Below are 13360 nucleotides of genomic sequence, written 5' to 3'. Positions count from 1 at the left end.
ATTTCAAGGAGTGAACGGAACATGCAATTACAGAAAATTTTCAATACCGAAGCGCCCAACCAGTCTACCCGTATCATTGAAGGTGAATGCTCCGGTATTCTGAACTGGAACGATATTCGTATGCCTCACATGTACAAGCTGTACAAAGTACTACTGCTCAACCACTGGATCGCGGATGAAATTCCAATGTCCAAGGACGCTTCCCAATTTGCCCAATTGGACCCGGAAGAACAGCGTACATTCAAAGTGAACATCTCTCTGCTTGCGGTACTGGACTCCATGCAGACCATGTTTGTCGGAGACGTGAAACGCTATTTCACTGATTCCTCGCTGGAAGCGATCTCGGCGATCATCGGACAACAGGAAGTTATACACAACCAATCGTATTCCTATGTCCTATCCTCCATCGTAGGCGACCAGGAGCAGAAGGAAATTTTTGAATACTGGAAACATGATCCGGTACTGCTTGACCGTAACCGGTTCATCGCAGACATCTACCAAACCTTCCGGGATACCCCGACTCCACAGACGTTCTTCCAGGCCATGGTAGCCGATCTGGTACTCGAAGGTATCTTCTTCTATAGTACATTTGCTTTCTTCTACAATCTGGCCCGTGACCAGAAAATGATGGCAACCAGCCAAATGATCTCTTATATTCAGCGCGATGAGAACCAACACTGCTACTTCTTCGCTGAAGTGTACAAACAGTTGCTGGTTGACTTCCCTGAACTGAACACACCGGAGAACATGGATTATGTATACAAAACGATCAACCGCGCCGTTGAACTCGAAACGAACTGGGCACACTACACACTCAGCAACGTACGCGGCATTGACCTGAACGAGTTGGAGGATTACATCAAGTACATCGCCAACAAACGTCTGCGTTTGATGGGCATGGACAAAGCGTACGAAGGCGTAGATGTGAACTGTATGCCTTGGATCAAACCTTTCTCAGACGAAGCATTAAACTCAACTAAAACCGACTTCTTCGAAGCCAAGTCCCGTAACTACGGCAAAGTCGGCGACGATAACGGATTTGATGATCTGTAAGGTCGGATAAATAACTGCATCTAAATACATCAATATACATCACTCCCTATGTTGGAACGCCTCAATGGCTTCTGCACGCGGGAGTGTTTTTTTGTATTTCATCTCTACTTTCCCATCCATCCCTCAAGCTTGTGAGATATAATAAAGGAGGCTTACATTCCCCTATTGAAATGAGGCATAGTGATGGAAAGAGAACTGCTGGAACAACTCAACTCTTGGCATGAGCAGGACGAATTCAGTCTCATTATTGAACGTATTGAACACATCCCTGAATCTGAGCGGGATTATGACCTGATCGGTCAACTTGCGAGAGCGTATAACAATACAGAACGTTACCGAGAAGCTGTGCAACAGTTGCTGTCTATCAATGAGCAAGGAGCAACAGATCCCCTCTGGCAGTACCGCTTGGGTTACGCTTATTATCATATGGCCATGTATGATCGGGCACTCCTCGCTTTGGAGAGGGCAGACGAGCTCCTGCCTCATGACGACTCGACCATTGAATTCCTGGGATGGACACGACCCAAAGCTGAGAAATTGCGCCGGGATCGACAACGCCACGAAGAGAAAATCACAGCATTGGAGCAGAGCGGTACACTGAACCATCTAAGAGCCGCATCAGGGACTTACACACCCGCAACGTTCTGGGCGCAGAGCGATTATGCGCAGGAAAATCATGTATCAGAACCTTTTGACGAAGAGCAGATTGTGTCCATTGAGCAAGAATTAGGTTACAAGCTGCCCGCTTCCTATATTCAGCTAATGAATACCCAAAACGGCGGTATCCCCACTCTCACTGTATTTCCCACCGAAGAAGCGACTTCCTGGGCTGAGAATCACATTGCCATTTCAAGCATTATGGGGATCGGAAGAGATAAAATATACTCCCTTGGCGGAGAGCTGGGAAGCCGGTTCATGATCGAAGATTGGGGTTATCCTGATCTGGGTATCGTCATCTGTGATTGTCCATCAGCGGGTCATGATGTTGTTATGCTGGATTATCGATTCTGTGGCTCGGAAGGTGAACCCTCTGTGGTTCATGTGGATCAGGAAAACGATTATGAGATTACATATCTTGCACCTAATTTTGAAGCATTTGTCCGCGGACTGGTTGATGAGGATACGTTTGACCTGTCCGACGAAGAGGATGCGGACTAAACTCTAGGAGGCCATATGACAACCCGTATTTATTTTGGCTCCAATACACTTGGTGATGTATCCGCCGCTTCATTGCAGAATGCACTGAATCCGTTTAATCTGGGAACCCTCGTAGATTATCAACAAACGGATGAAGGCGTGATGGGTCAGACGTTACTCGTACGCACTTCCCGTGGAGAGTATATTCTGAAAGGAAACCCGTTATATCCAGGACAGCTGCAGGAAGAGCAATTTTTCGTAGAACAACTGGGAAAGCACACCTCCATTCCTGTGCCTGATCCATACCTCATAAATGAAGACATGAATACGCTGGGCTGGAGTTATGCCATTATGCCGCGGTTACCCGGGAATCACCTGCATGATCCATCGTTCCAGGCTTCACTGTCACAAAAAGATCATGAAGAGATCGCCCGCATGCTTGCCCATACTTTGGCAGAACTGCACCGGTGGAAGGTACCTAACGCTGGGGAATACGATCCTGTAGCCAAACAGATCGTTTCCTTTGCGGGGAACTATCTGGACTGGTTGTATGGAACCATCCACTACTGGTTACAAGATGCGGCACAGTACTCTGTCATTACGGATGAAGATATTCAGTGGGTGGACGAACAGTTAACGAATGCTGAAGTGGCATTTCAATCCAAGGCCGTCCCCGGATTTGTCATGGGGGATTTCAAGGTAGAGAACTTTGTGATTCAGAAACATGGCGACCTATCTCCGGAATGGCAGATTAGTGGTCTGTTCGATTTTACAACCGCCTACTTTGGCGACGGAACAGCAGACTTGACCAAAATGACCGCCAGGTATTTGCACGAAGGCCAAGCTGATCTCGCCAAGCAATTTCTGTGCTGTTATCGGGATCTGGTCTTCGCAGCGAACGCAGAACGAGGCCAACACTTCACCACACGTCTCAGGGTTCATCTGCTCTACCAGCGCATTTTATTGTGGGGTGAAGCCAAAGCAACAGGCCGAGTGACCTGGGCAGAAGAAATGCCTTTTGCACAGTGGGCGAAGCAGTATATCGATTCCGTTGTTGCTTTGCTGGATTAGTAGATTTGCTGTCCGTAGGTTACAAAAAAAGAATCGTGTACCCAAATGCCTTTTGGTGTACACGATCCTTTTTCCCATTCATGTATTTGACCTCCTGATCTTGGCCACGACTACGGACTTATGTGAATACATCACTCTTTATTTGCCGTATGTGCAGTTGAATCAGCAGAGGAATGATGTGAGAATGGATTGGATCTCATAAATATAAACCATACAAGTGAAATGACAAGTAAAAGGCCTCCTGCGATAAAATAAACAACAGAAACTTCATATATACTCATAATAATATATGATAGTAATGGGCCTAAAGCTGCACCAACATCAACAAAAATAGTATATAATGTCATTGCTCTAACTCGATCTGTCTGTGCAGCTGCATTAGCAGCAAAGGTATCCGTTGCAGTTACCAATAAAGTAGAACTTATTTGGAAAATCAACAAAAATATAAAGAGAAGACCAATGGATTGGAGATTACCCAAGACCATAAATAGACACCCTGCTATAAACAAAGGAATTAGCAGAAAGGGATACTTGGAATGATTGGAATCGATTTTCTTCCCGTAGAATGGTGCAACAAAAGGCTCCCATCCCCATCTTATTGCTTGAATCAGCCCAGTAAGGGTTGCCGCCCCAATAACCAGTGTGAGGAAGCTCCAGTCACCTGTATAAATACGTCCAATCAACGGGCTTAAAGTGGATGAGAATAGGCCAAAAATAACTAACCCTACACTGCCTCCGGTTAACAAAATAAGAAGAAAATAAGGTGATCGTACGCGAATACCTGCTAATTGAGTATTAACCTCTTCCTGATGGCGGTCCTGTGGAGGAATGATCATCCAAATGAATGGAAAAAAGCACAATCCAATGACTGAGAATAATGTAGTTACAAATAAAACGGATGTCTGGTCTACAAGTATTCCCCCACTTAACATACCTGCAAGAGAACCGAGCCCCCACAAACCATTATAAAGACCGATATACCTGCCTCTGTTAGTATCATCCGTTATATTTACAATACTTAGGAAACCTCCAAGACGAAGGAGTGACCATCCAACTCCCCAGCAAGCACGCATAATCAACAGGCTCCAAAACTCCTGTAACAAGCCATAGGACGCTGTTGTGACTACAGCAATACCTAAAGCCAACAGCACTCCAGTCCTCAGCTGAAAGTGCTTATAAAACAACCCTACAAGAGGATTCACGGGAAGTCGAATTAGGCGGTTAATTGAAAGCAGAAGACCAATCTGCCATAAAGCACTTAATCCAAATTCTCTCCAATAAATAGGAAGAACAACAAAGAGCATCGCATCTCCCAACACGGCGACTCCAGTCAGGATCGCAATTCCTCTTACTTTGTTACTAATATTCAGATTTGGCTGCATACGCATTCCCTTCTATCATTGCTTTCAGCTTCTCAATAGCCATTCGCCTGTGGTCATTTTGTTCAAACTCACCAGGTTCCATTTCGGCTATGGTTCTCCCACTGGAGAGTTCGAAAATTTGAGAATATCCTAAATCTTTATCTCCTCTTTTTTCAGTTGTTATCTCTCCATACAGTTTAGCCTCCACTACAACAGATTGACCGTTGGGAAAAATCGCAGCAATTGCACTTTGAAAATACGCCTCTCTATTGCTTTCATTATTCATTTTCGTTATGATTTGCTCTGCTCTGTCATCATCCGTACCTTCCATCCATCTTGCAGTTTTAACACCAGGAAAACCATCCAACGCATTCACAAAGAGTCCCGAGTCTTCACCAATAATGATTGATTCACCATCGTTAGGGATCGCCCGGGCTTTCAATAAAGCATTGTCCTCACACGTATCCCCGGTTTCCTCAACATCACTAATATTCGTATGATGATAATTCTCTAAGGTAAAGACGGGAAACTTTAATGAATGCAGCCCTTCACTTAACCACTGCTTTTTCGACTTGTTCCATGTTGCTAGTACGATTTTCATTTCCCTTCTCCTTTTAAGTTAAGGTCTTATGTAGATTTCTAGTTGTTTGTTTGAAATGTTTAAGGGCCTCTTCTGTTCCCCCACTATGATGAAAAATACCTGTTCCAACAACAATCCCGTTAATGTGACTCTCATAAATTTCCTGAAGGTTGTCAAACTTTACTCCACCATCCAGTATAATCTCTTGATTTAAATTCTGATGTTTAAGAAGGTTAGATAAATGTAATGCTTTTGTCAATGAAGGCTTTAATAATTGTTGGCCAATGAAACCTGGATTTACTCCCATAATAATAAACTGGTCCACTTCTCCAATTAACTCACTCAAGTTATGAAGAGATAAACTTGGGTTAATGGCAATTCCTGCCTTTATTCCAGCATTCTTTATCTTATAAATAACTCTTAGTGGATCATGGATCGCCTCGGGATGAATAGTGATCATGTTAGGTGCTAGTCTCATAAAGATATCTACGTGTTCTAATAGCTTAGCGCTCATTAGATGGATCTCACATTCCAACGGAGTGTAATTCATAATTCTTTGAGTTGCCTCTATACCAAAGGTGAAATTAGGAACAAAGTGGCCGTCCATAATATCGATATGCAACCAGTCTGCTCCTGTTACACTATCCAATTCGTCTTGAAGTTTTAGTAAATCTGCACACATTATTGAAGGTCCGATTTTCATGAAATACTCCTTCTTTCAAGTGTTATAAATGTGTAAATCAAGGATTCAATGCTAACGGAGCTCTCTTTAGAAGGAATTGTATCCGTGCAGTATACGCTGAAATCGGTATCCACCTTTTCCCGAATGTACGAAGAATCTGCAAAAAAATGAGTAACTCCATATCGAATACGGGATACGCCGTTTCTCTTTAAATGATGACATAAGGGAATGAGGGTTGAGCCAGAGGAACACAGATCATCTATGATAATTGCTGTAGCTCCTTCTACCTCCACCTCGTTTTCATACCACGTCTCCCCGCTCAGGTTTTTATACTTGTGTAAAGCAAGAAATGGGATATCTAAAATTTGTGCGATTTTCTCAATACGCTTCTGGCTTCCTTTATCTGGACAAATCAAAATCGGTTGCTCTTCCCTTATTCCACGAATCCAATCTACGAACAAATCGTCTGTACTGATATTTATAATTTCTATATGCGTTTCAACATTAACATTTGAATTATGAAGCTCAAAAGTGACCAATGTGTTTACTCCTAACAGCTCCAATATCTTTACTACTATTTCCAAAGAGAAAGGCTCGCCCGGATGAGTTCTTCTGTCTTGTCTAGAGTAGGCCAGATAAGGAACGATGCAAGTAATGGTCCTTGCTCTATTAAACTTTAGGACGTCAACCATCTGAAACAAGTGGCGAAGATTCTCATCTTGAGGTGGACTGGTATTCTGAATGATAACAACATCTTCATTTGTTATATCTTCCTCAAGCTTGATGCAAGATTCACCATCAGGGAAAAAACGGATACTACTTTTTAATTGATGAATATCTGGATATTGGTTCAATTTATCTGCGAGATGAATAGACGCCGGGCCTAGCCACACTCTATGCATCACTCACACCTTCTCTTTCCCATGGGAATTCTACCCATACTAATTTATTATCAATAGGATTTGGAGAAAACATACGACTTACTATTTCACTGTATTCGCCTTGCTTAATTTGATCGAAATCTGCAAACAATGAGACAAACCGGATATTGATTTTATCCCCATACTTATGAATATGAAGTTTTTCAACTAACGAAAATCCATCACCTAATGCCACAATATCATCAACGATAAGAACATTGTAAACGTTCTTTAATTCAGGAAGAGATGGCTCTCCAAGTACTCTCATCGTTGGATTCACATCAAAAGCATCCTCACTATTAGTTTTGCTTGCAACAACCACTCCGAAATTTTTGCATTTAAAACCATGTGATAAAGAGACAGCCAGCGGCAATCCGCCTCTTGCAACCCCTACTATCAAGTCCCATTCTATGTTTCCTAGATTTTGAATGATGAGACCGATATCTTTTTGAAAGGTATCCCACTTGTATTTTTTTATCATCTTGATATTTCAACACCACTTCCCCTCGATGTCTGCCAGTGTCACGGCATTTACGCTTGTTGTTCTCCTTGGCCGCATGACCTAGCTTTTCTTGGAGTTGTTGAACTTTTTCCTTAGGTGTTGTTAGCCGATTGGCATTCACTCACTCGTACCTCCTCCAAAAGCATAAACAAAGCAGGGCTCCTTCCCACAGACGGCTCACTTCGTCTTTTGGACTTATAGAGTGCCTCTTTACGGGTTCCTCAAAAAAATCCCGTGTGGGGGAGGGTCTCGTAAGTATCATTGCATGATCTTTCAAGCCATGTCGTTCCCATTACGCCGGAAGGTTCTTCACTGTTGTTCCAAGTTCTACACAGCTTCCTTGGCCTTTTGTCTATATGAGCAAGACTTGGCCCCTCCTTGGGTTGGACTTTCACCTACTAGATCATGCGTGCCTCTGGGCACGCCGTATAAAAAAAGAGCCGTTAACATCTAACGGCTCGGTACTTACTATACGTATTTTAGAGCTATAAACCACCAATCAAACTTGCAGGGCCGGTTTCTCCTGATGTTTCTGCAAAAATTCCAGCATCCGGCGGTAAACGAGAATTTCATTCGCTTTTCTGGAGAAACCATGACCTTCATCATCCAGAACAATGTATTCCACGTCCAGCCCTTTCCCCTGCAACGCCGCCACGATCTGATCGGATTCGGCTTTCACGACTCTTGGATCATTGGCACCCTGAATGACCAGCATCGGGTTGACCATCTGATCGAGATACGTAATCGGAGAATCCTTTGTTAAGCGTTCGCGGTCACGAACCGGATCACCCAGCCAATTGTCCATCATCGGCTTCCAGTCTTCCGGAACGGATTCCAGAAAGGTGAACAGGTTACTCGGCCCAAAAATATCGACCGCAGCCCGGAATAATTCCGGATGACGTCCTGCCAGCAGCAGAGTCATATAACCACCGTAACTGCCTCCTACCACGAACAAGCGATCTGGCGAAGAAATATCCTGGTCAAACAACCATTGAATACCTGCCACACAATCGAGCCTCGGGCCCTCGCCCCAATCCCTCTCGACCATTTTGACGAATTCGGCGCCATATCCGGTACTGCCCCTAAAGTTCGGTGCAAAGATATGATAGCCCTGAGCCAGCATCATTTGGAACATCGGCCGGAAAAACTTCGCTTCCGATCCTTGTGGTCCGCCATGGGGCCAAAAAACCGTGTACCCATTGGCCTGCTCTGGCTTCGCCTTGAACAATAGCGCTTCGATCTCCAATCCATCATAGGAGTTATATCGAATAACGTCAGGGTAGACAAGATCACTTGGGTCGAGCCCTGTTACCCGATTAGCAGTCAAGGGTTCCCACGACTCACTGCCTGCCATCAACCGATAAATGTTGTGCGGTTGGATCGCTCCACGCCCCAGGATATACACATTTCCTGCCTTCGTAACGGTCACCTGTTCTACCGTGTCCAGTGGCATGTCGACAAGTCTAGGCTGCTCGGAGTCCTTATCCAGCGCATACATCCGATTCTCTGTGCCTGTCAGCGTCCAGAAATACAGCCTCTCTGAAGCCTTGTGCCACCGGATCATCTCAACGTCTTCTCCCTCGATTTTGCACAAAGGACGGAATTCACGGGTATCCAGATGATATTCAGCCACATAGGAATAGGCTTGTTCATCATTCGTAATCAGCAGAATGCGATTTTCATCTGCAAAAATCAGATCCGAAACCTGACTATGGCGATCGGAGGCTGGTAGGATCGCCTGTTCTTCACCGTCACGATGCAGATGAGCTGTCTGATACGTATTCGAATACATTTTCACAATGATATAACTCTTCTCACCAGGGCTTACGGCAGTCAGGCTACTCGTAACCTCTTCACCGCTGTATAACAGCTCATCTTCGCCCGTCTCCAGATCGATGCGGCGTGAATTCAGATAGCTCGGATTACCCGCGCTGGTGACATAATAGAGGCGTTGTCCATCTTCGGACAGCTCAGAGAAATAGCAACGGTCATTCGGCTCCGCAGGTACAATCGGAAACGGAACACCGCCTTCCGGCTTAAGTGCATATAGATGATAATTCTCGTCACCATCCCGGTCAAACGCCGTGAGAATATGACGTCCTTGCGGGTCAGCTTTGATAAATGGACTGCTCTGATTCAAATACGTCAAGGGATACGGGTATCCACCCGGCAGATCCATCGCCCAGATATTGGGCTGGCCATTCAGATTGCTGTCAAAATACAAACGTTTCTCGTCGGCAGATACGGCAAAATGGGAAATCCGATACGTCTGGAAGTACTGTTCCACATCCGGTTTGGGAAACTGAATCATGACAAACCTCCTAAAGTATGAACTAAAGTATACAACAATGGTAAATTAAGGTTCTATTTGTCCATATTATAGGTAATTCCATTGTTTACACAATAGTTTTGTAAGATTTTTCTCAATTTCTTCTCATCGGATTATGGATAGAAAGTCATATGAGGTTTGTCTTCGCGATAATAATCCAGCCTTTGCTTTAGGGTGCCTGTGTGCAGTTCAAACAGATGACCATCCGGATCGGTAAAATAAATGGACAATGCATCCTTCCGATCACGCGGCCTTCCGGGAAGAATGTCTGCTCCGGCTGCCCGCAATTGCTGCACAGACGCATCGAACTCCTCTTCTTTTACGGTAAATGCAATATGTGTATAGGTTCGTTCCGTATAATTGCGAATGACATCTTCCTGATTCAAGGCGATCCATAGACCGGCAAGTTCAAAATAAGCCAGCTTGCGGCCTTTTACCTGAATTCGGGCACCGAGAGCCTGCTCATAAAAAGTTATGGATTGCTCCAGATTGGATACGGAAAAGCACAGATGATTGATTCCCTGAATATTCATGCGGCTCCTAACACCTCCATCAATTTATTTACCTTTATCCTTATTATGGTATATTTTATCCAAAAAACAAATGCCCGTTTCCTTCCGTCGCACCTTCTTCTGGGCGAATGCATAGTGTATCCGTATCAATGAACGTTCGAGGAGGATGAAACACGAATGAATCCTGTCTATCCTTTTTATGGTGAGAAAACGGTATGCAAAGAACAAAAACTGGCCTTCCCGCCCCAGCATCAGGATCAGCAGCCGGGTCTGGAAACCCTGATGGTACCTGAACCGATCAGTGAAGATCCAGCCTATATTGGCAGCTGCAAATTGGAAGGTAAGGTTGCCATTATCACTGGCGGTGACAGCGGAATCGGCAGAGCAGCAGCGATTGCTTTTGCCAAGGAAGGTGCAGATATCGTCATTGCATATTTATATGAACGGACCGATGCAGAGAGGACTCGTGATCGGATTGAAGAGCTGGGCCAACGGTGTGTACTAATCGAAACCGATCTACGGCTGAAGAAAAACTGCGAGGCTGTCATTCGTACAACCATGGAAACCTTCGGAAAGATCGATATTCTCGTCAACAATCATGGTGTGCAGTATGTGCAGCCCAGCATTGTCGATATCACGGAAGAACAGCTGTACCATACGTTCCAGACGAATGTGTTTGCCTACTTTTTTCTAATCCAAGCATCTCTCCCGCATATGTGCAAAGGAGCGTCCATCATCAATACGGCCTCCATTACGGCCTATAAAGGTGAAGTCAAGCTGATTGATTACTCCTCCACCAAAGGGGCTGTGGTCTCTCTGACGCGTGTACTTGCCAAGTCGCTCGCCTCCGATGGAATTCGGGTCAATTGTGTGGCCCCTGGACCGATCTGGACGCCGCTCATCCCTTCCAGCTTCTCCGCAGAAGATGTACAGGTATTCGGAACCCATACGCCAATGGGCCGGGCAGGCCAACCCTATGAACTTGCGGCAGCCTACGTCTATCTTGCCTCCCGCGACTCTTCCTACGTAACAGGGGAATGCATTCATGTAAATGGCGGCGATATGGTAACCACCTAGTCCCTGTGGGTCATATTCGTGCTGGGTGGTTTTGCAGCCATTTCTCCATTCAAGGAAATTCACATTGACGTGGATGTCGCGGTAACACCTCTGTATATCAGGCATGTCAGGTTGGATTACTGACGGCAGCAGGAGAACGACGGTCTTGTTCCGAAAAGGGTTAGGAGTACATTTTAGGAGTACATCCGTAAATCGATCCGGCCAGCCGGAACCTGACATCTTGTGACAAGGAGCTGAGCAACCTGATGAACTATGATCCACTCTATCAGCCGTACCCGTCTTACCGTGTGCCTGTTTATGCCAAGCAAGGCATGGTCGCTACTTCACAGCCTTTGGCTGCTCAAGCAGGGCTGGATATATTAAAAAAAGGTGGTAACGCCATGGATGCGGCCATTGCAACGGCGGCGGCACTGACCGTTCTGGAGCCAACGTCCAATGGCATTGGAGGCGATGCCTTTGCCCTCATCTGGACCGAGGGCAAGCTGCACGGCCTGAATGCCAGCGGTCCGGCGCCTCAGGGCATATCCATTGAGGCGCTCAAGGCGGACGGCCATACGGAGATGCCGAAGCTGGGGGTCGTTCCGGTGACGGTGCCTGGCGCACCGGCGGGTTGGGCTGAGCTGAGCCGCCGTTTCGGGCGGCTCACGCTGGCGGAAGCACTGGAACCGGCTGTCCGCTACGCGGAAGAAGGTTACCCGCTTGCGCCGGGGCTGGCCCGCCACTGGGCACGGGCAACCGAGGTGTATGCACGCCAGGGCAATGCGGAAGCCGGGCGGGCATGGTTTGAGACCTTCGCCCCCGGCGGGCGTGTTCCCGCTGTGGGCGAGATGTGGCGTTCGCCGGATCATGCGGCGACGCTGCGCCGAATTGGCGAGAGCGGAGCGCGAGACTTCTACGAAGGTGAACTTGCGGAGCGTATTCATTCTTTTATGGCAGAGCACGGCGGTTACTTGACCAAAGACGACTTAATAGCATTCCAGCCCGAGTGGGTTGATCCAATCTCCGTCTCCTATCGCGGATATGATGTATGGGAAATTCCACCGAACGGTCAGGGACTAATTGCCTTGGCGGCGCTTAATCTGCTGAAGGGTTTTGATTTTAACGAGAAAGAATCCGTTCAGGCATACCATCAGCAGTTGGAAGCCATGAAGCTGGCGTTTGCCGATGGTGAGAAATATATTACCGAGGAACGCAGGATGGGCGTGACTGTGGAGGAACTTCTATCCGAGGCATATGCAGAAGAACGACGTAAGCTCATCGGAGATACTGCACGCTCACCTGAAGCAGGCGATCCGCGGGCAAGTGGAACGGTCTACCTCGCTACAGCAGATGGTGAAGGCAACATGGTTTCCTTCATTCAGAGCAATTATATGGGATTTGGCTCCGGGCTGGTCGTTCCGGGAACAGGCATTGCCCTGCAAAACCGGGGGCATAACTTCTCGCTTGATCCGGATCATGCCAATGCACTGGAGCCGGGCAAACGGACGTATCACACGATTATTCCCGGTTTTCTCACACGCGGCGATGAAGCGGTTGGGCCCTTCGGTGTGATGGGCGGTTTCATGCAGCCACAAGGCCATGTGCAGGTGGTCATGAATACGATTGATTTCCACCTGAATCCACAGGCCGCACTAGATTCTCCGCGCTGGCAGTGGACGAAGGGCAGAACGATTCTCGTGGAGCCGAGCTTTCCTCAGCATATTGCACAGGCACTCGCCCGCAAAGGACATGATATTCAAATAGCGCTTGATCCGTCCATGTTTGGACGCGGCCAGATTATCTGGCGCGATTCGAACAGCGCTGTATTGTGTGGCGGCACGGAAAGCCGGGCAGATGGCTCCATAGCAGCATGGTAACCCGCAGGAAACCCGGAAGCCACTTTGTATCGTTATCACAGCGTTTTTTATACATTTTGATCGGGCGATGAACACCAACAGCAGGAAAAACACATGAGGTGAAATTTTTGTACGCAACCGACTTAATCTAAAGGCAAAGAAGAGATGGCTTATCTAATCTCTCCTTTGCTTTTTTTCATTTTTCACATCTGCAAACAACCCATTGTAGTTGCATCTACTTTCATTTGACCAATAAATGTAAATGCAATGTATAATTCATGAATTTAATATCATTTTTCGT

General features: G+C 46.3%; 12 protein-coding genes. 5 read left to right on the top strand and 7 right to left on the bottom strand.

Annotated features, from left to right (window positions below):
• The first annotated feature begins 21 nt into the window (after positions 1-21).
• The 3 genes from ACR32F_RS02530 (at position 22) to ACR32F_RS02520 (ending at position 3261) form a co-directional block, all read left to right on the top strand.
• Positions 22-1053 carry a ribonucleotide-diphosphate reductase subunit beta gene (locus tag ACR32F_RS02530; RefSeq protein ID WP_440115848.1) on the top strand — a complete coding sequence of 344 codons (1032 nt, stop codon included), beginning with the start codon at positions 22-24 and terminating at the stop codon, positions 1051-1053.
• 183 nt (positions 1054-1236) lie between these two features.
• The gene (locus ACR32F_RS02525) at positions 1237-2211 is read left to right on the top strand and encodes an SMI1/KNR4 family protein (protein ID WP_440115846.1); all 975 of its coding nucleotides are present in this window, start codon (positions 1237-1239) and stop codon (positions 2209-2211) included.
• Positions 2212-2226: 15 nt separating this feature from the next.
• Positions 2227-3261 (top strand): phosphotransferase family protein, encoded by a 1035-nt coding sequence (locus ACR32F_RS02520; protein ID WP_440115844.1) that lies wholly within the window; start codon positions 2227-2229, stop codon positions 3259-3261.
• Between the two features lie 131 nt (positions 3262-3392).
• Here ACR32F_RS02520 and ACR32F_RS02515 read toward each other — a convergent pair whose 3' ends face one another.
• The 7 genes from ACR32F_RS02515 to fosB all read right to left on the bottom strand — a co-directional run bounded on the left by ACR32F_RS02515 (position 3393) and on the right by fosB (position 10168).
• Complete coding sequence (locus ACR32F_RS02515) at positions 3393-4643, bottom strand: MFS transporter (RefSeq protein WP_440115842.1); 1251 nt, start codon at positions 4641-4643, stop codon at positions 3393-3395.
• On the bottom strand, positions 4621-5223 hold the full coding sequence (locus tag ACR32F_RS02510; protein ID WP_440115840.1) for a non-canonical purine NTP pyrophosphatase: 603 nt from the start codon (positions 5221-5223) through the stop codon (positions 4621-4623). Before ACR32F_RS02510 ends, ACR32F_RS02515 begins: the two co-directional genes overlap by 23 nt.
• A 13-nt stretch (positions 5224-5236) precedes the next feature.
• Positions 5237-5905, bottom strand: coding sequence for a ribulose-phosphate 3-epimerase (locus ACR32F_RS02505; protein ID WP_440115838.1), 669 nt, complete (start codon positions 5903-5905; stop codon positions 5237-5239).
• Positions 5902-6786 carry a ribose-phosphate diphosphokinase gene (locus ACR32F_RS02500; RefSeq protein WP_440115836.1) on the bottom strand — a complete coding sequence of 295 codons (885 nt, stop codon included), beginning with the start codon at positions 6784-6786 and terminating at the stop codon, positions 5902-5904. Before ACR32F_RS02500 ends, ACR32F_RS02505 begins: the two co-directional genes overlap by 4 nt.
• The gene (locus ACR32F_RS02495) at positions 6779-7285 is read right to left on the bottom strand and encodes a phosphoribosyltransferase family protein (protein ID WP_440115834.1); all 507 of its coding nucleotides are present in this window, start codon (positions 7283-7285) and stop codon (positions 6779-6781) included. Before ACR32F_RS02495 ends, ACR32F_RS02500 begins: the two co-directional genes overlap by 8 nt.
• A 520-nt stretch (positions 7286-7805) precedes the next feature.
• Complete coding sequence (locus ACR32F_RS02490) at positions 7806-9617, bottom strand: S9 family peptidase (RefSeq protein ID WP_440115832.1); 1812 nt, start codon at positions 9615-9617, stop codon at positions 7806-7808.
• Positions 9618-9748: 131 nt separating this feature from the next.
• A complete protein-coding gene (gene fosB / locus ACR32F_RS02485) occupies positions 9749-10168 on the bottom strand; it encodes a metallothiol transferase FosB (RefSeq protein WP_440115830.1) in 420 nt (139 codons plus the stop codon).
• A gap of 156 nt (positions 10169-10324) precedes the next feature.
• Here fosB and ACR32F_RS02480 point away from each other — a divergent pair, with 156 nt between their 5' ends.
• Together ACR32F_RS02480 and ACR32F_RS02475 are read left to right on the top strand one after the other, a co-directional pair.
• Entirely contained in the window at positions 10325-11224 is a 900-nt protein-coding gene (locus ACR32F_RS02480; protein ID WP_440115828.1) for a glucose 1-dehydrogenase, read from the top strand.
• Positions 11225-11469: 245 nt separating this feature from the next.
• Positions 11470-13080, top strand: coding sequence for a gamma-glutamyltransferase family protein (locus ACR32F_RS02475; RefSeq protein ID WP_440115826.1), 1611 nt, complete (start codon positions 11470-11472; stop codon positions 13078-13080).
• The last annotated feature ends 280 nt before the right edge of the window (positions 13081-13360 follow it).

The sequence above is a fragment of the Paenibacillus hebaui genome, from assembly GCF_051934385.1.
Classification (GTDB): Bacteria; Bacillota; Bacilli; order Paenibacillales; family Paenibacillaceae; genus Paenibacillus.
This window is presented reverse-complemented; position numbering and strand designations above follow the sequence as displayed.

Excerpts from the sequence above, each read along its gene's own strand:
- ACR32F_RS02530 (WP_440115848.1), top strand. The coding sequence starts at position 22 with ATGCAATTACAGAAAATTTTCAATACCGAAGCGCCCAACCAGTCTACC.
- ACR32F_RS02525 (WP_440115846.1), top strand. The coding sequence starts at position 1,237 with ATGGAAAGAGAACTGCTGGAACAACTCAACTCTTGGCATGAGCAGGAC.
- ACR32F_RS02520 (WP_440115844.1), top strand. The coding sequence starts at position 2,227 with ATGACAACCCGTATTTATTTTGGCTCCAATACACTTGGTGATGTATCC.
- ACR32F_RS02515 (WP_440115842.1), bottom strand. The coding sequence starts at position 4,643 with ATGCAGCCAAATCTGAATATTAGTAACAAAGTAAGAGGAATTGCGATC.
- ACR32F_RS02510 (WP_440115840.1), bottom strand. The coding sequence starts at position 5,223 with ATGAAAATCGTACTAGCAACATGGAACAAGTCGAAAAAGCAGTGGTTA.
- ACR32F_RS02505 (WP_440115838.1), bottom strand. The coding sequence starts at position 5,905 with ATGAAAATCGGACCTTCAATAATGTGTGCAGATTTACTAAAACTTCAA.
- ACR32F_RS02500 (WP_440115836.1), bottom strand. The coding sequence starts at position 6,786 with ATGCATAGAGTGTGGCTAGGCCCGGCGTCTATTCATCTCGCAGATAAA.
- ACR32F_RS02495 (WP_440115834.1), bottom strand. The coding sequence starts at position 7,285 with ATGATAAAAAAATACAAGTGGGATACCTTTCAAAAAGATATCGGTCTC.
- ACR32F_RS02490 (WP_440115832.1), bottom strand. The coding sequence starts at position 9,617 with ATGATTCAGTTTCCCAAACCGGATGTGGAACAGTACTTCCAGACGTAT.
- fosB (WP_440115830.1), bottom strand. The coding sequence starts at position 10,168 with ATGAATATTCAGGGAATCAATCATCTGTGCTTTTCCGTATCCAATCTG.
- ACR32F_RS02480 (WP_440115828.1), top strand. The coding sequence starts at position 10,325 with ATGAATCCTGTCTATCCTTTTTATGGTGAGAAAACGGTATGCAAAGAA.
- ACR32F_RS02475 (WP_440115826.1), top strand. The coding sequence starts at position 11,470 with ATGAACTATGATCCACTCTATCAGCCGTACCCGTCTTACCGTGTGCCT.